Raw genomic sequence first — 23709 nt, 5'->3', positions numbered from 1 at the left:
GGGCTTACACCGTGGGAGTATCACCAACGGTCAATAGTGGACCAAAAACTGAACAGAGCGAACTAAAGAACGCGGACTCCACGGGGAGCAGGTCAGTTTCATGGGCGACGTCCAACCCGACTGCAGCGGAATTGATGTTTTCGGGCTCGATAAAGGTGATCGGCAGCAAGAAATCGAGGTCATGTTCAGGGAAAATTGAGAAGTCTCTCTCCTCGCTTTCCCGCACAGCCATATAGGCTTGGAGGTTCTGTCTCTCCACGAAGTGGATAAGGCCGATGCCATTCACACCAGGATATTTTTCCTCGATGTTGAGAGAGGACGCGAAGGTCTTCCAACTTGCTGCGGTGACATCCGCGTCTAACGCATCGACGTGGGCAACGCCCGACCAGAGAGCGTCCTCGTACCGCGACATTCGATCCACAATGAGATCTATTGTGCGGTTTTTAGAGGCTTCAAAACGAGACTCAACCTGAAGATTTACCTGCTGCTTGGAATACAGCCAAGCTCCGATGGTCATCATCAAGGATAGACTGACCACCAGAACATGAAGAGAGGAAATCTTACGTTCCTGAACGTTAGCCGATGTCATGTAGGTACCTCATCAAGGTAGATCTACCACACCAACGTAAATCTACAGCAACTCACTCTGAGACATCTATCCACGAGAGTTATTAACTATTGGTGTGTTTTACCATTCAGCCAGTCAATTGAGCGAGGCTTGGCATTTCACCTTTCGGCTCTCTGCCCCGAATGTCTGCTGCCGGGAAACCTGCAAGTCGTTCCCACATTCAGCAGGTCCTTCGCGATATCTCGCATGAATGTCTTATTTGGGCTGCCTGCGGCCACCAACGGAAGCACCTTCAGCCGTCCAAGCAGGTGACCAGCCCGCTGCGCCGCCGCAAGTCCGGTGTGAGCCCAAATTGCGGGATGCTGCAATGTGCACAAAGGTCTGAAAACAGTTGCGAAGCGGTCGTTCGATGATGGTTGTTGCGTCTGTCCGGTGATGAATGATAGCGACTTTGATGCCATCTCAGAGATTTGGGCGGCGGCGTGTGCAGCTCATGTTCATGCTCCTATCGCGTGATTTCCCACTGCGTCGCGGGTAATTCTCTGCGCTGGCAGAGATCGGTTTCTCTGGACCACATGGCATTCATCGCGAACCAGCAATTGATGATGGCCCGTTCGCAGGCGCCACATGTGCTGTTCGAACTTTATCTTCACTAGCGAAGTGCCAGAACCATCGAGGTGCAGGCTTTGGGGACTCTCCAAGGTGTGGTTCCACTGGCTCAGGATGTCGTCGAATGAGATCGGTTTGCAGAAAGCTACAGCTAAAAAAACACCAGCATTTGGGCTACAGTGTCCTTGCTAGTGATGTGGAATTGCAAGAGGCTGTCACCAATAAGCGGAGCAAATTTGTGATTCAGTCAATTTTCATTTCCTCTTCGGGTGATCTTAAAGATCTGCGGAAGAGTCTCAGGAACGACCTACATGGATGGCTCGACCAGCATGGTTTCGGCCATCTTCTAAGACCTTATCTTTGGGAGGAGGACAAAGAAGATGGGCGACTGCTATCAGATCGGCAGCGCATCCAGTCACAGTTGCCGGACCCAGCTAGTCCCGACGTTCCACTTACCATCTGCCTCTTCGGCGAACGTTGCGGATCGCCGCTGGAGGATGAGTTGGATCCGCTTGTAAACCGACGTTTTGACCGTTGGCGCGCAGATGGTGATGGTCCAGGCTTGCTACATCCTTGGCCGCGCGATCCCGAAGCACAAGATCGAGCGCTCGCATTCGGTCAGTATCCGCTGACTGGGACGGTCTTTGAGCTTCTCTCCGCACATTCTCAACCGGAAGAGGCGGACAACCTGATCATCGCTAGCATTGTCGATCGCCCGATAATGCATGAGACTTCGGCCGACAGTGTTGTGCTTAATGAACGAAAGCTATTCGGACGCCTCACTGACGGGCGTACCAAATCAGAAACGAGCCTAATCGAAGCGGAAATCTATGATCCGCAAGCCACGGCTCTCTTGAACCTGTTAAAGGATCACGCTCGACGGGTGCGTTTTGTTTCGTCCTATCCGAGTGAAGCCGACATGCGCCGCGAGGTCTTGACCATAGCGCAGGAAAAGCTGCGGCAGAAGCTTGGGATCGCTTCGCTGCGAAATCCGTTCAAGCAGAGCCTTGCCCATTGGACAGTAGACGAGGAGAAGCAGCTGCCGGGCCGTGCCGACGGCATTCGAGATGTTTTAGCAGCTATGAACAATCGTGGCGATCTGGTTCTCCTCAAGGGGCGGAGCGGGTGTGGCAAGTCATCGTTAATGCAATGCGGAATTATGCGTCGACTCCGCGAAATCGACGGCTCCATCCCCATTCCATTTCGCCCAACTGAACTGATGGCTGTCACGGGTGAGGGCGATGCACTTGAGAGATTGGCCTGGCTGATTGCAGAAGCTGGGGACGTGCCGTTTCCGGCAGGTGGACCTATGGCGATGCGTCCGGAGAATTATGCAAAACGGTTGTGTACGGCGTTGGAGAAAAATCATGTCGACGTTGTTCTTGGGCTCGACCAGTTCGAAGAGATCATCGACGAGCTTAAGCTCGAAAAAGGTCTAAGCACCGGCACGCCGCAAAGGGGGTGGTGGTTAGCACTCCGCTTTCTGAAAATACTCTGCACTTCTCCGAGCGTTCGCATTGTCGCTACACTGGAAAGTGCGCGTGAGACGAGTTTCCAAGAATTGGGCATCGGACAGGCTCTCGGCCTCATGCCAAAGACCATCAACGTCGATGCGACAGATGATACTGTAGCCGAGATCGCGCGGAGCGGTTTCGCCCGCGGCGGTTTGCCTCTCGATACAGAGGTTGTTGAAGCAATCAAACGGAAATGGCGGGCATTTGAGCAGGAAACACCGAGCGACAACGCGTCGCCCTTGCCGCTCGCATGCCTCTTTTTCCATAGACTCTACGAACGCTTCGCCGACTTGGCTGGCGCGACCCCGGACGAGCGGACCAAAAGCGCGTTCAAGCAAGCAGGACAGGTCAAAGGCGATCGTTTGCTGACACTTGAGGAAATCGGGGGCGAAGGCGCGATCGCTTTCGCGGGAATTGTCCAAGATCTCGCAGACGAAGCTTGGCGCGTGAGCGGCGGCGCCCCGAACTTTCCCAAGCCAATTGAGAAGTGTAGCAATTTTAATGGTTTGGACAATTTTTTGAAACCACTTGTGACCATTGATCATGATGGTCTGATCCAATTGCGCGCAGCCGTCGAAGTCGATGCCGATACCTCAACAATTAACCATCGCAGGGCCTTCCGCGAGCGCCGACTTCTGGTTCCAGTCCCAGGCGCTGGGCCTCTGCGACTGCGGCCCATGCACCAGGCAATTTTTGATCATTGGTCTCCTGCCAAGCGTTGGCTAGCCCATCGCAAAAATCAGCTACAGGCTATTCATGTTTTCCGTGAGGAGGCGATCTTCTGGAATCGGCGCGGCAAGTCTGTGCCGGTGAAAGAGGACGGTTCGACGATGCAAGCGGCGGTTCTAACCCTTGCCGAGCGTTTTTTAGACTGGCGGATGCAAAAAGGAGGAGCATTCGACGCCGACGATGCAGCGCTGCAAACGCAAGCTCTGGCCGTATTCGATGATGCTGAGGATCCTCTTGTCGTTATCGAGAGCGATCCGTTCCGGAAAACATATGCGCATCTTGCAGCGTTCTATCATCGCGTCGAACTGCTCCGGCGCTTCATCTCAACGGCACCCGAGTGCCTAATGGTAGAAGACCGCGATGGCGAAAATCTTCTTCATAAAGCTGCGTGGTCGCATGGACCGGCCGTGCCGTTCTTACTTAGCGAAGGCGTGCCTCCAACAACCGATAAGTACACGTGGAATGCGATCTCTAGTGCGATCAGCGAGAACTTGAACGGTAACTTCGATGCGATGATTGGGCAAATCAATCTCGACGATCCGATCGAAACTACATCTGACATCAGAATGATCCATTTCGCCGCGCGGAACGGCAACACTTATGTGATTGAGTATCTCACTGAACACGGCGCGGATCTTAGTCTGCAGGATCAGTATGGCGAAACCGCGCTCCACGAAGCGGCCCGTGCAGATCAAGTCACCGCCTTCCAATATTTGCTGCAGCACATCGACATCAGAAAGCAGGACAATTCAAACAGGACAGCGATCTCCACTGCAGCAAGTTCCGGATCCGCCAAGGTTCTTTCGAACTATCTGGCTGAGGAGGCTGATCCAGACCGTCTTACCGCACTTCTCCATCATCGAGATCGCTGGGCAGATACACCACTATTGATCAGTGCTCGCCACCGGCATCCAGAGGCGCTGTACGTGCTCATGCAATCTGATCTGGGCGAGCTAGGCAATCCCAGTTCCGCAGCTCATATTACCGAAGATGGTGACACCCTCCTTCATCGTGTGTTTCTCCAGGAGTACGGCAGCAAACCGACAGAGGAGGAACGCTTCCGCGCGCGCGCAGTCGTCGAACTTCTCTTGCGAGATGGCCGCCTTGATCCGAACCAGCCGAACAACAAAAATCAAACGCCGTTCGACATCGCTGGAGCATTCCCTGAAGCCCGGCGCGCCCTTCGGCAGGACGACCGTATTCCGAAAGATTATGCCAAGATGACGCCCGCCATGCGGATTGAGGATCTGTCGAGCCGCCGACCTGCTACCGTGCTGCGCCTGTTGGAGGCAGCCCCACAGGCGTTGGAGGACGAGCACGTGCAAGCATCGGAACCGAATGCCGGCATTCCTGATCGTCCAAGAGGCAAGCTGGGCTCCTCGATGGACGGCTCCAAGGGCGAGACTGGATTGGACATCCTTCTTCGGCTGAAGAACCATTCGGTGCTGTCCATTCTTGCAGACGGTGACATACATTGGCCCACGCTACGAGCGAGACTTGCTGAACTACTTGCTGTAGCGGCCATCCCCGCCGCAGCCGCGCTCCGTGACGCGCTGATGCGGCGGGCCGCTGCGGGCGCGATTGAGCCTCGAGAGGCTGAAGAGTTGCTGGGCGCCGTTGTGGACGCCGATGATCGTGAGACTGCCAAAGCGCTCGTCAGTCAGGGCGTCTCGCCGAAACTGCGCGTTGATGATGAAGGGAACACGATCCTCCACCGTGCGGCGATCTCAGGCGACCTAGAGAGATTTAGGTCATTGCTCGCAATCGGGCTGTTCGCTGTGCCTCATGATGGCTGGGGGCGCTGTCCGTCGGACTTGGCAGCAGAGAGTATGGCTGAAGACTTCCGCGCGCTTGAAGCGGAAATGGAGGATCCGCGTGAGGCGCAAGAGACCTTTGCGGTTGCATCGGCTATCGCAGATCAGGCCCCTTTCCTTAGCATCGAAAGAGTCGAAGCGGGGCGTGACGCTGACGAAACAGAGATAGCTGTATTGCAGCGGGACTGGAAAGGGGGATGGGGCGATATCGATACGTTGGACATTCGGTCCTATGATCTACCATTTCATCCCAACGTGCCGTTGATCGAACTGCGGCCGCGTTCCACCTCAAGTGCCGCGGGCCGACTTTGCTTTCTCATTCACGATGACAAGCTCTTCCGACTGAATGGAACGTCTCCACCGATCCATGAGGTAAATGGACTTGAAGCACCGGAGATCAACGAAGAGACAGTACTTCAGTACCTTGCCTTTTTCTGTTTCTTCGTCAGAGGGGAAGAAGGTCCGTTTCTTATTGTCGACAGATCGGAAAATGGCTTCATTCCGGATCTTGGAGAACGGCACGACGAAATCACGAACGCCATTCGAGCTCCTAGAGTATGGGGACGGAACGAGGAGGGCAACTTTCGAGTGTCTGGCCTCGTTTACTACTCCAACGCAGGATTTTTTTCGAACTTCATCGTTCAGCCGAGTGGTATGATTGAAATGATCAGCGATGCGCCCATTCTCACCGATCTCCCAGCAGGCGTTGATGCACCTGTGGAAATAAGAACGCTACACTGATGCACCAAGCTCTCGCCGCGCAGAATCGCCCACGATTGACGCTCCGGATCGGCGTTACCGGCCACCGCCCAAATAGGCTCGACGCGACGGCACAGACCCGCGTTGATGAAGCCGCGCGCGAAGTGCTGGATAGTCTTTCGGAGGCTACATCCGAGGTGCAGAAGGCGGACGCCGATGTCCTGGCTCAAGAGGCACCTGAGTTGCGCCTCGTGACCGCCTTGGCCGAAGGAGCCGACACAATACTCGCCTGTGCCGCGTGTGATGCCGGAATGCGCCTCGATGTCATCTTGCCATTTCGTCGTGGAGATTATGTCGCCACACAAGGCATGCAGGATGCGGCTCGCGCCACTTTCGAAGGGTTCCTCAAAGTCGCACACAGCGTCCTGGAACTTGACCGCGCCCCCAGCGAGGCGGAAGCCGAAGGCTACCTAACATCCGGACGCCGGATGTTGGAATACTCGGACTTACTCGTGGCGGTATGGGATGGCGAAGCAGCTGCTGGGATCGGTGGCACTACGCAGATCGTATCCGAAGCGGTAGAAGCCGGTATACCGGTGATTTGGATCCACCCCGATGGTGCCACTTGCCTGATCACCGAGACTACTCAAATTAGCTCGTCGGCTTGCGGCGCGCCGGTGCGAGCATTTGACACCCCCTTTACGGAATTGTTGACCGAGGTCGTGCGCGACCGCCTTGCACCTCCCGACCCAGGCAGCAATGCTCGGGCTCGGCTGGAGCGCTTCATGGACACGCCCACACCTGTTTGCTCACGCTGGTTCATCTATGACTTCTTGCGGTACGTAGTTATAGGCCGAAAGTTTCGTCTGCTTGTCGAGTACGCGCCAGACCAGGAAACAGAAGCTGGTTGGGCCCGTTTTCGCGACCGCGCCGAGTTGGTGGGTGGGACGAACTTTGCCCAGAAGTTGGCTGACGGCCTAGAAGCCCGTTGGCGTCAAGCCGACGCTCTGGCACTTCATTTTAGCCACGCCTATCGCTCCACATACGTTGCGAATTTCGGCCTCGCGGCTCTCGCAGTAGTAATTGGTCTTGTCAGCGTTTTTTGGTGGAACAATGCCAACTCAGTACCGATCAAAGCGGGCTTCGTATTGGCTGAAGTGGCTCTGATCGGATTGATCCTTTTGCTAACGAGACATGGTGGGAAAGACCGGTGCGACTGGCATGCGCGCTGGCTGGAGTCTCGCGCAGTGGCCGAACTTCTAAGGCCCGCAAGACTTACTGCTTTGATCGGCTCCACCGTATCGCCCTTCAGGGAATCTGGCCGTGACGACGCTTCGGACGCATGGGTCGAATGGTACGTTCGTGCGACGCTCCGAGAAATTGGCCCGCCATCTGGATTGTTGGACGCCAAATTATTGCGGACAGCCATCGGCTCCGCTGTCGAAGATGAAATTGAAGGACAGATTGTGTATAATAGCGGTGCGGTGCAGTCTAGCCACAGGCTGGATCACTGGCTGCATGTCTGGGGTGAACGGCTATTCTTAGCGACTTTCCTTTTCGGGATCGGGTATGTGCTCGTAGCACTACTTGCTTCGTCAGGAGTTATCTACCTGACCGACGGATGGAAGCAGGCAATAAAGGCGGTTACCACATTGGTTGGTGGCGGCTTTCCAGCAGTGGGTGCTGCATTGTTCGGTATTCGCGCGACAGGTGATTTTATGGTGGCTGGCGAACAGGCAAAGCGTACGCTAGCAGAACTGGAGTCGCTTAAGGATAAACTCAACGAGCAGAAGACCGATCCGTCTCGCAGGCAAGTCTCCCTTTTACTGACCAATCTGACACGCACTCTATCCAGCGACACGCGGGATTGGGCTAAGATTTATCGCCTCCGCGAACTCACGCTGCCTGGCTAGAGACGGTGCCGCGCTGGCCACGAAGCTGCGAAAGAAACGCTGAGTGCAGCAGCAAAGAGACCTTGTCCTATTCCCTATAGCTTACCGAAGAACGTGTTCTGGTCTTGAATCAATGGGGATTGGGCAGATTGTCCCCATACGCCGGGACTTGAATCGCTGGGAGTATGCTACTTGTGTGTAAGCGGCGTCTCCACCTCACCCGGGATCAGCTTGACGGCTGGAAGTTCCAGGGGAGGAGTTCATCGAGCCGGTTAGCGGGGTGTCCTGCAGCGATGGCTTCGAGGGTGGCCTTGAGGTAAGCGAAGGGCTCGACGCCGTTGATTTTCGCCGTGGCGATGAGCGAAGCGATGCGGCCCCAGGTGCGGCCGCCTTCGTCGTGGCCGGCAAAAAGCGCATTCTTCCTCGTCAATGCGATCGGACGGATCAGGTTCTCGACAGCATTGGAGTCAATCTCGACGCGGCCGTCGCCGAGGAAGGTCTGCAGCCCGTCCCATTGACGATGGATATAGGTCAGCTTCTCTCCGAGGCGTGACTTCGAGGAGATCCGGCGGCGCTGGCTTTGCAGCCATTCTCCGAACTCTGCGACCAGCGGCGCGGTGCGGGCCTGCCGGGCCGACAGCCGCTGGCCAGGGCCCATACCGCGGATCTCACCCTCTATGCGGTAGAGCTCCGCAATCTGGCGCAGTCCCTCGGCGGCGATCTCCGAGCCGTCGCGGTCGAAGACCTCCTTCAGCTTCCTGCGGGCATGCGCCCAGCAATGCGCGACGGTGACCGGCGCGCCGCCTTTCCGCGACGGGCGCGTCAGCCGGTTGTAGCCGGTATAGCCGTCCAGCTGCAGGATGCCATCGAAGCCCTGCAGGATCTGTTCCGCGTTCTGCCCGGCGCGGCCGGGAGCATAGGTGAACACCACACCGGGCGGGTCATCGCCGCCCCATCCGCGGTCGTCCCGGGCCAGCGCCCAGAGATACCCGGTCTTTGTCCGGCCGCGGCCCGGGTCCAGAACCGGCGCCGTGGTCTCGTCCATGAATAGCTTGCCCGATCCTTTCAGGTGCTCAGCCAGCCGGTCGACTACCGGACCGAGGTGAAAGGCGGCTGTCCCCACCCAATCGGCGAGCGTGCTGCGGTGCAGGTCGATCCCGGAGCGGGCCAGGATCTGGCTCTGCCGATACAACGGCAAATGGTCCGAGAACTTGCTGACCAGCACATGCGCGATGGCGCCCTCGGTCGGCAGACCGCCCTCGATCAGGTGCGCGGGGGCTGGTGCCTGGGTGACGCCCTCGGCGCAGGCGCGGCAGGCATACTTGGGCCGGACGGTGACGATGACGCGGATCTGCGCGGGAATAATATCCAGCCGCTCGGTGCGATCCGCGCCGATCCGGTGCATCTCGCCGCACCCGCATGGGCAGTCCAGGCTGTCCGGCTCGATCACCTTCTCGATCCGCGGCAGGTCCTTGGGCAGATTGCCCCGGTTGCGCCGGACCGCCCGGCGCGGGGACGCTCGCGGCGGAGCCTGTTCGTCCTGCTGGGTCTCGACCTCGGCGACTGCGGCCTCCAGATCCTCGAAGGCCAGCTGCCGCTCGTCCTCGCTCAGTTTCTCCGACCGCTTGCCATGCACAGCCTGGTTCAGCTCGGCAACGAGGTGCTCCAGGCGTTTGTTGGCCTCCCTGAGTGCATCCCGCTCGCGCAGCACCGCCAGAACAGCGTCACGCTGATCTTCAGGAATGGCAGAGAGGTCGATGGGCGGGGAGCTGGACATGGCCGGACCATACCCTGATCGGCACCTCGATGGGCAGGCATTCTGCCCGACCGAGTCACTCTGCCACAGCCGGCCGGTGCGCCTCCAGGGACCGCACCCGCCGCCAGTCCAGCCCGGCAAAAAGCGCCTCGAACTGGGCCCGGTTCAACGTCATCGCCCCATCCCGGATGGCGGGCCAGGTGAATGTGCTTTCCTCGAGCCGCTTGTAAGCCATCACAAGTCCGCTGCCGTCCCAGAACAGGATCTTCATCCTGTCCGCCCGCTTGGCCCGGAATACGAAGACCGTGCCCGTGAACGGATCTTCCGCCAGCGCTGACTGCACGAGCGCCGCCAAACCGTCATGACCTTTGCGGAAATCCACCGGCTTCGTCGCCACCAAAATCCGCACGCCTTGCGAGGGCATCAGCATGGCGTGGCCCCAAGCGCATGCACGATCTCGGCGATCCGGATTGCGGGCGTGCCCGGCGCCAGCTCGATCCTGACTTCGCCCGAGACGATCCGGACCACCTCTTCTGATGCGGCAATGTCCGGTTCCAGCTGCTCCTCCGGTACATCGCAGACCACCAGCGGGGCGAAGACCGGTTCGTCCAGCTCCGCCGCTGGCAACACCAGCTTCCCTTGCTTCGCCAACCGGCGCCAGGCCGACAGCTGGTTCGGCAAAACCCCATACCGCGCGGCCACACCATTCACCGTGGCGCCCGGCTCAAGCGTATCCGCCACAGCACGGGCCTTGGCTTCATCCGGCCACCGCCGGTGACCCGACGCGTAGATCTCGACGCCCAACGATTTGAGAAACGAATTTGTAGCGCACATTGCGAAACGCACTCCCCTCTGTGAGATGTGAAAGATCTCGCAGCACAGGATAGGCGCTACAACGTGGGGCCGGGACACCGTTTACACTTGTGTGCAATCCATAGTGAAGGTCCGCTAAGCGGCAAACAGCAGCTGCCCGCGCAAAAACAGCGAATTCACACTTTTTGCGCATCCCTTCCGTTCGATGGTGGTTGGTGGCTGCACCTGCGGCGAAGGTCTGCTACTTCCATTGCTCGTGCAGCGTGGGCTCTCCGCCCGGCTGGCAGATCCCCAGACTTTGCAAAGGGCGCTAACTGCGCTTTGCTGACATCTGAGCTGAGCGCGGCATCGCCCTGGTCATCGGAGCTGTTTGAAGGTCCGCTCTCAGGAGATCGTTCGCGCTTGCAGCAAAGGTATCGCTGCACCTTGCGTGGGTGTCGTGTTCGGGCTGGTTACGGTCATCGATGCGGGTATCAGCACTAGCGGTTCAGTCCCAAACCTGTGAACTCAGTTTTCAATATTGAATGACCGCAACACGGAGGCGGACCTGATGGCCCCGCCGCTTCTGTTTTGTGGGCCAGTGGGATTTGGACAAGCCAAACGCCCCTGGCCGTCAGGGAGAGGGCGCTGCCCTCCCCCTCGGGCAATCCGATTAGACCGGGCCGTGTCCTCGGCTGCGCCTGCGGGCCGCACCAACCCGGTCGAATAGCATTGCCTCGCCCCCTCCCGCGTTCGCCACGTGGCAGATCAGCAGGAACAGGCGGCTTCGCCGACTGAACCTGCAAATCAGCCCTGATTTTCCGAATGGAAGGTCAGATCAACGCAACAAGCCACACGGCAAAAACAGCGGATTGGGTCAGTTTATGACGCCTAGGTCAATTTCGTCTGACGTTCAACATCCGCTGCAGGGCCGTGGGTCGGGCTTCGCCCTCTCCACTCTGTTCCGCCGAAAACATGGTTTTCGTCAAATCAGATTGGCGAGGCCAAGCCCAACTGCGGAAGGAAGGCACCAAGCCCCACCGCGTCACCACAAAGGATTTGGATATGAACATGCAGAACACCGAAGCTAAAATGTACATCGGTCAGCCTCTTGTCTTCGGGGACATGGCAAACCCGCAAAAAGCAGGATGGATCGCAGAAATTTCGCCTGAAACTGGCCGGGTCTTCACCATTGGCGCAGGCGGCATGACAAAGCAAGTTTGGCGCGTCAGCATTGTCTGGGAGGACTCTACACTTTCAAAAGTGGGTGACGAGATCGCGAGCCCATGGATTGAGAAGGCCGCAATTCTTGGGGTTGAAGCGAAAGGCGCGGATGAGGTCGCCGAACTTCAGGCGATTGCACTGGAAGCGCAGGAACGCCAGCGCCAGCAAGTGGCAAAGGAGCGAGAAGATCGCGAGCAAGAAATCTCGGATTGGCGCGACAGCATCCGTGCCAAGGTTCCAGCAGACGCAAAAGCCGTGATCGTCGCTGAATTTGAGAAAAACGAGTCCGACAGCATGACGGATTATTTCGCGACCAGCACCAGCAAAACAGTGATTTTGGCCTTTTCTCGTAACACCCGCGACATGTTCCCAGAAATGCGGAAGGCAGCGCGCAACTATGAGCAGACCGCATATCTTGCTGATGCCGAGTCCGACGCAGAGCACCGCGAAAAGTACAGCATGGGGGCGGGATACTATCTCAAGGCCTCGCATCACTACTCCGACGGTTGGAAGATCAGCAAACGCCGGATCACAGGGCCGAGCGATGACCCAGCGGCGTATATCCCGTTTGGCGAGTGGTCTGTGCCGGATGGCGCCCCCTTTGTTTCGGGACCTAGCAACAAAGCAACGCCAAAGACCGATGGCGACAGCCATGCGAAGGATGCGGGCGGTTTCACTATCGAAGAACACATGCACACGAAACGCCACTTTCAAATGTGGGTCGTAAGTCCAAAGGAACGCGCGAGCCGGGAGGTTTTCTCAATGTGGCTTGAAAAGGCCAAAGAGCGGAAGGGCTGGTATTCCCGCAAGTGGGGAAACACTCCTGCCGGTTTCGCGTTCAAGTGCCCGGAAGAGGCCCAGACCTTTGCGGACGAGCTGACGAAGTGAGAATCGGCCGAAAGTGGTGGTGCTCAGGCTGCAAGGCCTGGCACCCGATTAGCCGCGACATCGAAGGGCAGACGCAGACCGGGCACTGGTGCGCGGCGTCTATCAAAAAAGCCCTCAAAGAACGTCGCAACGACATTCCATATACACATGAGGCCGAGCATGAACGCCCATAACTCCCCAGTAAGTGACTTTGATGTGCCGGCAATGCAGCGCAGCTTGCGTGAGGTTGTCGAAGAGTATGACCAGAAAGCAGAGCGCATTCCTGAAGAATTACAGCGTTTCAAAGATGCGATCACTGCACTTGAACTGTCCTCATGCATTGAGGGCGTGTTTGGTGGTAGCATTTGGTCTAATGGTCGCTATGGGTCTGCACCTTCTGTGCGTGAAGCGATCATTCAAGATGCTCTCCTAAAATCTGCATGGCAACATGTCTATCGTGGCTTGAACGTCAACCGCATTGCGAGTGCAAAGGACCGGAAGCGCTTCGAGATGTCTATGGAGAACCCGCCAGAGTTCACCATGGAGAACATTGGAGCGACATTTGAGGACTACTGGATAAACCAGCGGCATCACATCCTTAAAGGGCTGGCTGAGTGCTTCTGCGATCTCGATCCGGCCTATCGCAGCCATACTAAGGTTAAAATCGGCGTCGAAGGACTACCGAAACGCATCATAATCCAATCAACAACAAGCTATGGCTCCTGGGGGTGGGAGCGTACGCGAGACACGTTGAACGCACTCAATGTGTTTCGGGGTAAACCTCACATCGAACAGCAAGAATATTACGAGCTTCTGGATGCGGCAGAGGAGCATGGCGCCAGCTATCACGACGGAATCGAGATCCGCCGCTTTCAGAATGGGAACGCTCATCTTCACTTTGATCCGGAGACGCTGAGAGAAATCAATCTCGCACTGGCCGAATTCTACGGTGACACGCTTCCAGACAGTCCGGAGGCGGCACAAAAACCGAGACCTGGAACGGCAGTTTCAAAGGATCTTGCATATTACCCGACACCGAGACCGGTTATCGAAGAGGTTATGCGCCGGCTGTATTTAGACGGAGATCTGACAATTCTGGAGCCCTCCTGCGGTTGCGGTCGCATCATGGATGCGATCAGAGAAAAAAATCCCTGCGCGCGTGTCACTGGTGTTGAGTATCATGGCGACCGAGCCATGGAGTGCAGAGCAAAGGGCCATCATGTCCATAAGGCAAACTTTCTGGAAACAGCAGCAAACCCGATTTTTGATGTGGTGTTTATGAACCCGCCGTTTAACGGACAGCATTGGCGCAAGCATCTCGATCATGCTCGGAAGTTCCTGAAAGCGCGCCGCAACGGTGATGAAACTGACGGAGTTTTGGCCTGCATCCTGCCTGCAAGTGCGCTCTATGATGGCCACCTAAAGGATCTAGGTTTGACATCGCCCCGCGATCACGGATGGTACGATTTGCCGGTGGCCAGCTTCGCAGAAAGCGGAACCAACATTCCAACCGGGTTTCTTATTATCGGCCCCGATTGATTGAGGATCTGAATTTTCCTTTGTGGTGAAGGAACCAACTGGCCCCGCTTCGGTGGGGCCGTTTTTTTGCCTTCTAGAGAGGGCCAAGCGACAGATGGTGACCGGTGTTCCCGTGAAACGCCAGGGCGCTCCACGAGATCACCGGCCCTGCGCTGCCGCGCAGCCTTACGCTTCGCGTAACAGTCCTATTGCGACTTCAGCTGAACTAACAAGGACGAGCTTCAGCATCCAAAATGCTTGTGTCCCTTTATTAGAGAAAACCGCTGACAAAACAGGTCGCGGCCTTCTGGTCAGCAAAGATCTCTGCAACATCAATACCTCGGCTTCATCGGTGCCAGCTTGCGTTTCAATCAGTGATGATCGAAAGAGTTGCACTGTGTACACGTCTAGTGTACACTTCAAATGTCCATCATGGCTTAATGTCATGGGACGGAGTGAGAGAGCCAAAACGGAAAGAGGATTGATGCAATGGATACAACACTCAAAATAACCGCAAGGATCGAACATGCAGATCGACTACGACCACAAAAAACGGGACAGCAACCTTGAAAAACACGGCGTAGACTTCCTCGTTGCTGCTCTCATCTTTGAGAACACAACACTCACCAAGGAAGACACACGCAAAGACTATGGAGAACAGCGGTTCATATCGCTCGGGAGCGTAGACGGCGACGTCTACTCCGTAACTCATACCGAAAGAGACGGTCGAATACGCATAATTTCAGCGTGGAAAGGCGGTCGAAAGGAACATGACGAATATCAAAAACATATCGCTCGATGAAATCAGAGCAATGAAAGACAGTGGGCAGCTCAAGGATACTCCTGAAGATGCACCCACTAAAGACATGCCAGATGGATTCTGGGATGACGCTAAAGTCGTAAAGCGTGCAAAAAAGAAATCTGTTCACCTGCGCATCGATCCTGATGTGCTGGAGTTCTTTCAGGCTGATGGACCAGGACACCTCACACGCATGAACGATGTCTTGAGGTCCTACATGATCGCAAAAAAAGAGAAGAGCCACCACCAACATAGTGGTGATTAAATTCCGCAAACGTCAGTCGTCGTGTCGAATAGATACGGCAAATCCTCATCATGGATGAGGACCGGGCCCTAGTCTGACACCGGCAGAGCCGGCGCCAGACCTGAGCCGATATTTCCTGAACTCCTGAGGCCAAGGTGCGACGCAGACTGTCTCAAAGAGCCAGCCCGCGCCGCGGCCTCATCTCGCTCAGAAAACATAGTCTCAGCCCTGCGGGTGACGGTCTTCCCTCGCCTTCAGCTCGGCCTTTTGCGCCGCCAGGTCTGCAAATGGTGTGCATGGGTCAGTCCGTATGCGGTTGATGAGTCCCCTGCCCTTCTAAAGTCCTATGTGTAGCGGTATCTCGGCCGCCAGAAGTTCCCGTCCGGCTTTGAGGATAAATCTTCCCACAGGCTGCTCACATCCCTTCGCTCTTTGATGGGCGCGGTCAGCTCGCAGCATGCAAGGTCCACATCGGCTCCTGAGCCTCATGCGGACTGGAAAGTTTTAACCTTAGAGTCAGTGGAGAGCCGCGCTTAACGCGCGGCTCGCTTTGTTTCAGGTGACAGAGCAGGGGATCGACGGGCTGCGCCCGCTCACCCCAGCCCTGACATCTTTCATTTGTTTATCCGCCCAACATCCCTGCATCGGAAAGTCAAAAGACAAGCGCCGCCTGCGGCGTCGTCTCCACCGAGGGCCGTGTCCTCGCGCTGCGCGCTGCGGGCCGCACCACCCCTCGGTTCCGATCCTTTGACTGTCCGCTGCAGGGCCGTGGGTCGGGCTTCGCCCTCTCCACTCTGTTCCGCCGAAAACATGGTTTTCGTCAAATCAGATTGGCGAGGCCAAGCCCAACTGCGGAAGGAAGGCACCAAGCCCCCACCGCGTCACCACAAAGGAGGCCAAAAATGGCTGAAATTCAAAATATCGAAAACACAGAGGCGGCAATCGAAGCAGCACGCACCGCACTGATCGCAGAGCAAAACGACCTGTTCCGCACCAGCTGGGCGATGGACCCATCAGTTCCGGGGCAGATCGTCATGACGCAGGGTGTCGCGGCGCTGTCTCCCGAAGCCCTGAACGCTATCGGTGTTTCAGTGATCGCATTCGACGAGTTCACCGAAGAAAACGACCCATACGGCACCCGAGATTTTGGGGTCATCAAGGTCTTGAACGATGGTGAAGAGGTGCCCCTGTACTGGAAAATCGACCTCTACGATACGAGCTACGGCTACGGGTCCGATGACTGCGCTGACCCCACCAAGACGCGCCGCGTTCTGACCCTCCTTCTCCCCTCAGAATACTGAGTTCGGTTGCGGGGTATCCTCCCTGCCCCGCGCCGAGGCTGGCCTGTCGAGCAGGCCCACAGGCAGGGGCGGTCAACGCCTCTCCCGACAACACCAGTACACCGAAAGGGGGTGAGACAGATGGACAATGAAACGATGAAGCGCCGAATTGCCGAGGCTTGGGCGCTAGTCAGGAAGGGCGATCAATTTGGGATAGGCCGCCGCTTCCTGATGCAAAACGGGGCCAGATAAGGCCACACGCCTCAGCCCAAAAGGGCTGGGGCACCAATAACACGATACTTCACCACGTTACAAGGATAAGACCCATGACCAAACAGACCGAAATCATCGCAGCAGAGGCTCGTTTCCCGCTCACATCCCTGATCCTGTCGCCAATGAATCCGCGTCAGAACGTACCAGAGGCCGACATTATCGAACTGGCGGAAAGCATCTGGACCGCTGGCTTGATCCAGAACCTTTCCGGCCTGTCTGATGGGAACGGCGGTGCTGAAATTGTTGCAGGTGGTCGCCGCCTCCGCGCCCTGCAGTATCTTTCCGAGCAGCATCCCGATATGTCGGCAACCAAGCCCGAGCTGGCGAACCCGCTTGTGAATATCGCTCCTGATCGCGCCACCGCCGAGATTTGGGCACACACAGAAAACATCGCCCGCAAGGATCTGGAACCCGTCGATGAGATCCGCGCCTATGGCAAAATGGAGACCGGAGGGGCATCGGTTTCCACCATCGCCCGCGCCTTTGCCGTGACTGAGAAACATGTTTATCGCCGCCTTGCCCTGTCTGGACTGCCCGAGGCGGTACTGGATGCCCTCGGTGCTGGTGAAATCAGCCTCAGCTCCGCCGCATGTTTCACCATCAGCGATGACGAGGACCGAAGCCTTGAAGTGCTGGAACAGGTTCGCGGGCGTAGTCACTATTCCGACCACCAAATCAAAAACCTGCTGAAACCCGATAGCGTCAAAGGCACCGACCGCCGTGTGAAATTCGTCGGAGTGGAAGCTTACAAGGAAGCTGGTGGGCGCTTGAGCGGTGATCTGTTCAGCGAGGTGACGCTGTTTGATGATCCTGCGCTTCTGGAAACGCTGTTTATCGCAAATCTGGAAGAGACCGCAGAGGAACTGCGCGCAACGGAAGGCTGGAAGTGGGTCGAAATCTCAACCGATAACTACATCGGGTATTGGGATATGGATCAGCGTAAGATTTCCAATTTGCGCCCGGTGGCCGGTGAGCTGACGGACGAGCAGGCAGAGCGGTGCGAAGAACTTGAGTACAAGCTGGAATTCAACGCCGATGAAATCACTGATGAGGAACAATCCGAACTGGATGGATTTGAAGCTATCCTGAAAACTGACTTCACTGCCGACCAGAAAGAGCATGCTGGTTTGATCGTGTTTCTGAACCATGACGGGGAAGTCGATAGCTTCAAGGGACTGGTATTGCCCGAAGACAAGGCGGCAGCGGTGGAAGCAGGCGTGTTGAGCAAAGATGCTGTTGGCAAAGCAGATGCGCCCAAATCGCCCATTTCTCAGAAACTCGCGGATGATCTGTCTCGTGTCGTCACCGGAGCGCGACAGCACGCAGCATTGCGCGATCCTGATCTGATCCTTGCGCTGCTGGCATTCCAACTGTCAGGTGGGTCATATTTCGCTGATCCGATCGGGCTTTCAATGCAGGACGTCCCGAATTTCCCGTCAACCGAAGGTGCGGGCTACGTTCTGGATGAGCGACTGACAACGGCCTCTTACCTGTCGGAGGATCGGGTCACGAACCGCGATGATGAAGTGAAGAAATTCCAGACTTTTCGCAAAAAGGGAAAGGAGTTCATCGAGGCTGAGTTGGTCCGTCATTTGGCGGCGCTCATGAAGGGCGGAAACATGGAAATGCGGGCACTGGTTGACCGGGAGGTGAAAACCGACATCCGCGAAAACTGGACGCCGAATGCGGAGAACTTCTTCAAGCGCGTTGGTGGTCCCTATCTCAATGCCCTCTGGTGCGATCTGCTTGACCTGAAACAGGACGACGATAAGGCCAAGGCCTTCGCCAAACTGACCAAAGGTAAAAAGGCCGAGGCACTGGAAAAGTTGTTCGCGGACCCAGAAGCGCGAAAGGCGCAGGGCGTGACCAAGAAGCAAGCGGCGAAAATCGCCAAATGGCTCCCCGAAGGCATGAAGTGATCCAGAGGCGGGGCGCACAAGCGCCCTGCCCTACCGATGAGACTAGCGAGAACCCTCGCGCCATGATTGAATCGAAACATGAACCGGAGGCCATGCCATGACGAAAAAGAGCGAAAACATTGCCCGCGTATGGCGTTCGGCACAGCTGTTCATCGGGTTCCACCGTGATCAAAATGGGCGAAAGCGTGAGGTCGCAAAAGTCTGGTCCCCAAAGAACGCTAACGCCAGCATCCATGCAGATCCGTCAGAGCAGGAGGCGTTCTTGGTTGTCAAAGCAGCTGATGAGAGCGCACCGCGTGACGTTCAGATCAAACTACGACAGGAGCAAATTGTATTGCGCCGAGATCCTGGCATCGGCTGGGATGGCATCATCGCCGAAGAAGACGGCTTAACGGTATCCGTCAACGGTATGAGAATTCAGATCAAGGCAGACGGGTCAGTTACCCATGCCACCGATCACGGCATAACCTATCTGGAGGCAGATGGCAGCGTGCTGAAGAAGACAAGCAGTGTTGAAGCGATGATGTCCGGTGATGGCGTCGAAATGAGCCGACGCACAGAAACGACGATTGCTGCAATCCGACATGATGGTGTAATTGCCAAGGCGAGAGATCCAGAGCGGATCCCACCTGAGTAGAGTTTTCCTTTGTGGTGAAGGAATTAACTGGCCCCGCTTCGGTGGGGCCTTTCTTATGTGGACAACTGTCAAGTGCAGCTGGCAATGCTGCGAGTGCTCAACCCAGCTCCCAATGGCGGCTTGGAGCCCATTGCGACTGATGCTGCACAAAGCATGGATGTCCGCTATCATGAGAGAGCCAGAAACCTTCGACAACTGGTCTGGTTTTGAACGGGGGGGCTGGCAGCGTCAATCGGGGTGGTTTACTGCTGTGCCAAAAACGAGGGTTATCGGAGAGTCTGCATACCTTCTCTGCTTGAGGGCAGACTTGAATCAACGCAATGTGTCCGGCGTAAGGTTCCGCTGATCTGACGTAATTATGCTTTATGGTGGCGAACTGGTAGATCAATGGTCTTCCAAATGCACTTCAAACCTGCATATTCTCCGGTGCGCAGTACTTTAACTTTGCAAGCCTCGCTAAGTCCAAAGGGTATTAAAGATTTCCTATGACAGTACGATACGAAGCAAGTGTATTACCGCTTTATTTATTTTTCGGTATCTTAATCGTCGTTACCGCGTCGGACTTACTGGTTCTCACCATCCCGATTGAATTCGCTCGGTATAGTTTCGATGGGACCCCCAATAATACGATTGCTTCGTATATTGTGACGTCTTCAGGATTAATAAGCCACTTTGGCCTCCTTGTCTTGATGTGCCTCGTACCCATGGTGATTACAGCCTTCTTGCCAAGGACTGGTACAAAGCGTGCCGCGCAAGCGGCCAGTGCTGCCCTTCTGTTGTGTTTGTGCGCCGGTATTGCGCTGATGGAGCTAGCTCACCCTGTCCCCGTAAGCCCATTTTCTGCGATCCTTGCACTAATATCTGCAAGCCTAGCTTTGCTTACAACCATCGCACCAATCTGCGCTGCGATCTGGATCTCTGCAACAATCGGTACGCCTGTTTTGACAAGGGCCACCATCGTTCTGTCCGGTGCCATCGTAGTCCTTTCAGCCCTTTTGACGTGGGGTATATCGGTTCCTTATTCAGATCATTACGCGTTTGTGCTTTATACATTTGTATTCGCCGTCACGTTCCGAAGCGCCCCGCGTGGGCTGCGTCTATGGGGCGGCTTGCTTGTGGCTACTTGGCTCGTTCCCTTCGTGTTCGCATGGGCTCCAGAACTTGTTCAAGCCAGCATGATTACCTACGCCCCCACTCGATTGGACGCTTACTTAGCTGTGCTTGCCCAAAGTCCGCCCCCACCGCGGTATGGAGTTCCAATAATTCCACTCTTGCTTGGTGCGATGCTCTTGTTTTCGGACACCGCTTCTAGGCAGATCACGCATTGGCTCGCTGTGCTTTTTGGCGCAATCATTTTGGCCTATGCGAGCGTGTTAGCTTTCGATCCCTTCGTCTATTATCCTGTTCAGATAATCGAATCTATTCGCTCCGGGGCCCTTACCTTGGGCGGGGCCATAATGTCTGCGCTTATCTGGCTGGTGCTGTTTATCGCACCATTCGCTATGGGCGCCTTATCTGTTCACCTCTATCGAACCGTTCCCCTGCGGCCTGCATAGCTTCTACTCGCCGCGAGGGAACGCCTTCCGAAAAGCGACCCTTTGTTGATCGGTTCGCAAGAGCGGTCATTTGCACGGCTTCAGCGAAGGTCTGAAAAGTCCGCACTGCCGACCTTGCCTATAGCCACAAAAACCCATCCTGCGTGCGTGTCACGCCACAGAATTGAGGCCATGCCAGAGCTATTACCGGCTTGCGTAAGCCTTTTCTTATTCGTGCCTGTCAAGATGCAGGATCACCAAGTACCGCTTTCGGTACGCGCCGGTAGATGAGGGTGCCGCCCTTTTCTACTGTCGGTTATCCCGACCAGGCCCCGCGCGCGGCACCCTCCATTGACACGGGCGGTATCTCTACCGCCATGCGCCAAAGCTTGATCGCGAGCTTGCGGGCGACGGCCACGATGGCCTTCTGCCCGATCCCATGCTTCGCAAAATGTCGATTGTAGAGTTCCTTCGCTTCGGGGTCTCGCCACGTCCATTGCCATGCGGCTTCGATGAGGATGCCGCGTAAGCGTTTCTGACCCACGGGTCTGATCCTGGCCCGGGCTTGACTGCCACCACTCTGGCTGACCACAGGTGCGAGACCGAGATAGGAGGTCACTTCCTCGGGGCGGTTGAACCGTTCGGGAGAGAACAGCTCGGCCAAGAAGTTCGATGCGGCGGTCTCGCCGACCCCGACGACAGATGTCAGGTGCGCGAACCGCTCTGCGTGCATCCGTTTCGTTGCCGTCCTGATCTCGGCGCGCAGCATCTTGTCTTCGGAAAGCAAGAAAAGGTACTCACGCACCATCGAGGCCAGCGACATGCGATGTTCCGGCGGCATATCCAATGCCGACAGGTCTGCCGAAGCGGCCAGAGACCACTTCTGGATACTCTGCGGTTCGCCGATGCCGGACGCGAGCAGGAAGCCCTTGATCTTCTGCTTGATCTTGCCCCGGCTCTCCGCGACACGCTTCCGCCGCCGCACGAGCGCCCGGTAGCCTTCCTGTTCGACGGTTGGAATGGCGACGGAATGCAGCAATCCCCGCGCGAAGTAGGTCGCCAGCTTCACCGCATCCAGCCGATCGTTCTTCGCCGCCGCTGCGTAGCCGCGCGGGATGCGCGAGGCGGCGATCACCGATACCTTAAATCCTGCGGCCATCAATGTGCGGGCCAAGGCGAAGCCGGTTGGCCCGGTCTCATAGACGATATGCTCGATGGAGCAGCCCAGGCCCGAAAGCTGCGCGGCGAGCGCCGCCTCTCCGGCTGGACAGGTATAGCTCTCGACCTGACCGTCTTGCGACGAGAACAGGGCGACGGAATAGGTCTTTTTGTGAACGTCGAGACCGACGACGACAGGTTGATCCTCGACGGCTTCCGCGAAGCGGGCGAGGCGCGTTGCTTTCTTGACCATGCTGGAATCTCCTCTGTTCGAAGAACTCCGGCATTGCAGCAGCCACGTGCAACGCCGTCCAGCATGGTATTTTCTTTGCCCCCTGCCCTGCCCTCTGGTGTCACTGGACGACAGGACCTGAAGGCCCTGGCGACCAGGACTGGCGCTATTCGCGCCAAAGCCGCTGCGCGACACATAACACATAACATTTACGGGTTATGTGTTATTATCTGCGGCGACCGTCAATTTCATCTAACGGAGGGACCTCGATCCCACCAGCTCGTAAGCAATCATATAGAAGCTCTTTTTGCGTTATACCTCTAGAAGCGGCTTCCTTGACGAACGCTTCCTTGATCGGGAGTGGAACGTTCGAGAAAGCAAATTGAACACGTTGAGCGTACTTCAAAGATCCAGACTTAGCTCGATGCGGACTTGGAAGCGAAGACGACAGCTGCCTGAGTTTATGATCCTCTGGCTGAGGTTGCGTTACATCATCAACGTCAAGATTGACTTTAAGCTTTGCCATTATGCCCTCCGTAATAGTCCAACAAACCTTTGATCTGAAGCTCTGCAAGAACGCTCTGTGCTGATCGCTTCGCCGAGCCTTCTGGCCCACGGCCTGTACTCATCATTTCCTTGAACCCGGTGCGATGTGCACACATCGCGTTCAGGCGAGGTACTTCCTGCTCTTCAAGGGATGCCAAAATCGCTTCGGTTATGTTGGTATTGGGATCAACATCCATCATCACAACATACGCGCCAATGTCTTTGTCCATCGAATCTGCGACACCGTGAACATGGCGATATGTTTTGATCGCGCCTTTCGCATCAGATTCATTCGCCTTTGATGGAATGAGCACGAGACCAGCCGCGTTGATCGCATAGACAGCCATAGCCGACTTAAAACCAGCCGTGTCAACTAGGATGACATCGTATGCTGGAGAGGCCTTCTTTAGAGCTCTGATCGTAGGGATGAGTTTCTCGTCGTTGTCCTCAAAAATCCAATCAAGGTCTATTTCTTCCTTCTTGGCCCAGTCTTCGAGGTTGTGCTGAGGATCAGTATCAATAACCGCCACCCTGGCACCATCAGCTACCATCAACGATGCAAGGGTGATTAATAGGGTGGTTTTGCCTGCTCCACCTTTTTCTTGAACTACGCTTATCACTTGGGTCACTGCTCTCTCCCGTATCAATCTTACTTCAACTAACCTGTTATAGGTTATGGGTAAAGCGTTATGTGTTATGGGGGTTGCTAGGTGCTGGGATGTGCTAGGTAGTGGCGCTAACTATTTGATATATCAGTAGTCGTCTATCTACGGCTCAACAGTTAACAGTGAACAGTTAACAGTGAACAGTTATGTGGTATCCGAATAAGGTCGGGTATTTGTGTGTTGTAGATCATAGTTATGGGTTATGAGTTACAGGTTAAGAGTTAAGGGTTATGTGGTGGTGGAGTGCCCCCACTGAAGTGGTCCATCTTTTGGGATAGGAATATCCCGTTTTCAGGAGGACGACGAGATGGCAGGCAAACGAGAGAAGCCCGAGGACATCGTGTTGAAGCTGCGACAGGTTGAGGTGCTGCAAGGGCAAGGGAGCTCGGTTCAGGAAGCCGTTCGGCAAATCGGTGTGACGGTTCAGACTTACTACCGG

General features: G+C 56.1%; 16 protein-coding genes and 1 pseudogene. 11 read left to right on the top strand and 6 right to left on the bottom strand.

Translation table 11 applies throughout. The annotated features are described in order from the left end of the window. Window positions 1-4: 4 nt before the first annotated feature. Window positions 5-589, bottom strand: coding sequence for a CHASE domain-containing protein (locus tag CLV89_RS20910; RefSeq protein ID WP_106165545.1), 585 nt, complete (start codon window positions 587-589; stop codon window positions 5-7). 712 nt (window positions 590-1301) lie between these two features. Here CLV89_RS20910 and CLV89_RS20905 point away from each other — a divergent pair. After that, entirely contained in the window at window positions 1302-5975 is a 4674-nt protein-coding gene (locus CLV89_RS20905) for an ankyrin repeat domain-containing protein (protein WP_106165544.1), read from the top strand. Between the two features lie 35 nt (window positions 5976-6010). Beyond that, entirely contained in the window at window positions 6011-7846 is a 1836-nt protein-coding gene (locus tag CLV89_RS20900) for a hypothetical protein (RefSeq protein WP_133166769.1), read from the top strand. 205 nt (window positions 7847-8051) lie between these two features. On the opposite strand, the gene tnpC is transcribed toward CLV89_RS20900, so the two are convergent. The 3 genes from tnpC to tnpA are packed head-to-tail and all read right to left on the bottom strand — an operon-like array spanning window position 8052 to window position 10415. Next, on the bottom strand, window positions 8052-9602 hold the full coding sequence (gene tnpC / locus CLV89_RS20895; RefSeq protein WP_106165542.1) for an IS66 family transposase: 1551 nt from the start codon (window positions 9600-9602) through the stop codon (window positions 8052-8054). 55 nt (window positions 9603-9657) lie between these two features. Beyond that, window positions 9658-10011 carry an IS66 family insertion sequence element accessory protein TnpB gene (gene tnpB, locus CLV89_RS20890; protein WP_106165541.1) on the bottom strand — a complete coding sequence of 118 codons (354 nt, stop codon included), beginning with the start codon at window positions 10009-10011 and terminating at the stop codon, window positions 9658-9660. Then, on the bottom strand, window positions 10005-10415 hold the full coding sequence (tnpA, locus tag CLV89_RS20885) for an IS66-like element accessory protein TnpA (protein ID WP_106165540.1): 411 nt from the start codon (window positions 10413-10415) through the stop codon (window positions 10005-10007). Before tnpA ends, tnpB begins: the two co-directional genes overlap by 7 nt. A gap of 1023 nt (window positions 10416-11438) precedes the next feature. Here tnpA and CLV89_RS20880 point away from each other — a divergent pair. From CLV89_RS20880 to CLV89_RS20845, 8 genes are all read left to right on the top strand, one after another. After that, window positions 11439-12485 (top strand): hypothetical protein, encoded by a 1047-nt coding sequence (locus CLV89_RS20880; RefSeq protein ID WP_133166768.1) that lies wholly within the window; start codon window positions 11439-11441, stop codon window positions 12483-12485. Window positions 12486-12644: 159 nt separating this feature from the next. Further along, entirely contained in the window at window positions 12645-14003 is a 1359-nt protein-coding gene (locus CLV89_RS20875; protein WP_165798176.1) for a DUF4942 domain-containing protein, read from the top strand. A gap of 505 nt (window positions 14004-14508) precedes the next feature. Further along, complete coding sequence (locus CLV89_RS20870; protein ID WP_106165537.1) at window positions 14509-14784, top strand: BrnT family toxin; 276 nt, start codon at window positions 14509-14511, stop codon at window positions 14782-14784. Further along, window positions 14753-15046 (top strand): BrnA antitoxin family protein, encoded by a 294-nt coding sequence (locus tag CLV89_RS20865; RefSeq protein ID WP_243395106.1) that lies wholly within the window; start codon window positions 14753-14755, stop codon window positions 15044-15046. The genes CLV89_RS20870 and CLV89_RS20865 overlap by 32 nt, the downstream gene beginning before the upstream one ends. Before the next feature lie 881 nt (window positions 15047-15927). After that, entirely contained in the window at window positions 15928-16326 is a 399-nt protein-coding gene (locus CLV89_RS20860; RefSeq protein ID WP_106165535.1) for a DUF3768 domain-containing protein, read from the top strand. 305 nt (window positions 16327-16631) lie between these two features. Further along, a complete protein-coding gene (locus CLV89_RS20855; RefSeq protein WP_106165534.1) occupies window positions 16632-18497 on the top strand; it encodes a ParB/RepB/Spo0J family partition protein in 1866 nt (621 codons plus the stop codon). Between the two features lie 97 nt (window positions 18498-18594). Further along, a complete protein-coding gene (locus CLV89_RS20850) occupies window positions 18595-19134 on the top strand; it encodes a hypothetical protein (RefSeq protein ID WP_106165533.1) in 540 nt (179 codons plus the stop codon). Between the two features lie 485 nt (window positions 19135-19619). Then, on the top strand, window positions 19620-20690 hold the full coding sequence (locus tag CLV89_RS20845; protein WP_106165532.1) for a hypothetical protein: 1071 nt from the start codon (window positions 19620-19622) through the stop codon (window positions 20688-20690). Between the two features lie 295 nt (window positions 20691-20985). Here the strand turns inward: CLV89_RS20845 and CLV89_RS20840 are convergent, their stop codons facing one another. Together CLV89_RS20840 and CLV89_RS20835 are read right to left on the bottom strand one after the other, a co-directional pair. Beyond that, entirely contained in the window at window positions 20986-22080 is a 1095-nt protein-coding gene (locus tag CLV89_RS20840) for an IS110 family RNA-guided transposase (protein ID WP_165798175.1), read from the bottom strand. Window positions 22081-22571: 491 nt separating this feature from the next. Further along, entirely contained in the window at window positions 22572-23234 is a 663-nt protein-coding gene (locus CLV89_RS20835; RefSeq protein WP_106165530.1) for a ParA family protein, read from the bottom strand. A 343-nt stretch (window positions 23235-23577) separates the two neighbouring features. Between CLV89_RS20835 and CLV89_RS23045 the strand changes: the two are divergent. Continuing rightward, window positions 23578-23709: pseudogene (locus CLV89_RS23045) on the top strand (IS3 family transposase); the annotation flags it as partial.

Origin of the sequence: Tritonibacter scottomollicae (assembly GCF_003003215.1) — a bacterium.
In the GTDB taxonomy this organism is placed as follows: Bacteria; Pseudomonadota; Alphaproteobacteria; order Rhodobacterales; family Rhodobacteraceae; genus Epibacterium; species Epibacterium scottomollicae.
Note: the sequence above shows the minus strand (reverse complement) of the source record. Positions and strands in the feature narration are given on the sequence as shown.

Coding starts and splice junctions, on each gene's coding strand:
- CLV89_RS20840 (WP_165798175.1), bottom strand. CDS start 22,080: ATGGTCAAGAAAGCAACGCGCCTCGCCCGCTTCGCGGAAGCCGTCGAG.
- tnpA (WP_106165540.1), bottom strand. CDS start 10,415: ATGTGCGCTACAAATTCGTTTCTCAAATCGTTGGGCGTCGAGATCTAC.
- CLV89_RS20850 (WP_106165533.1), top strand. CDS start 18,595: ATGACGAAAAAGAGCGAAAACATTGCCCGCGTATGGCGTTCGGCACAG.
- CLV89_RS20865 (WP_243395106.1), top strand. CDS start 14,753: ATGACGAATATCAAAAACATATCGCTCGATGAAATCAGAGCAATGAAA.
- CLV89_RS20870 (WP_106165537.1), top strand. CDS start 14,509: ATGCAGATCGACTACGACCACAAAAAACGGGACAGCAACCTTGAAAAA.
- CLV89_RS20880 (WP_133166768.1), top strand. CDS start 11,439: ATGAACATGCAGAACACCGAAGCTAAAATGTACATCGGTCAGCCTCTT.
- tnpB (WP_106165541.1), bottom strand. CDS start 10,011: ATGCTGATGCCCTCGCAAGGCGTGCGGATTTTGGTGGCGACGAAGCCG.
- tnpC (WP_106165542.1), bottom strand. CDS start 9,602: ATGTCCAGCTCCCCGCCCATCGACCTCTCTGCCATTCCTGAAGATCAG.
- CLV89_RS20905 (WP_106165544.1), top strand. CDS start 1,302: ATGAGATCGGTTTGCAGAAAGCTACAGCTAAAAAAACACCAGCATTTG.
- CLV89_RS20855 (WP_106165534.1), top strand. CDS start 16,632: ATGACCAAACAGACCGAAATCATCGCAGCAGAGGCTCGTTTCCCGCTC.
- CLV89_RS20860 (WP_106165535.1), top strand. CDS start 15,928: ATGGCTGAAATTCAAAATATCGAAAACACAGAGGCGGCAATCGAAGCA.
- CLV89_RS20875 (WP_165798176.1), top strand. CDS start 12,645: ATGAACGCCCATAACTCCCCAGTAAGTGACTTTGATGTGCCGGCAATG.
- CLV89_RS20845 (WP_106165532.1), top strand. CDS start 19,620: ATGACAGTACGATACGAAGCAAGTGTATTACCGCTTTATTTATTTTTC.
- CLV89_RS20910 (WP_106165545.1), bottom strand. CDS start 589: ATGACATCGGCTAACGTTCAGGAACGTAAGATTTCCTCTCTTCATGTT.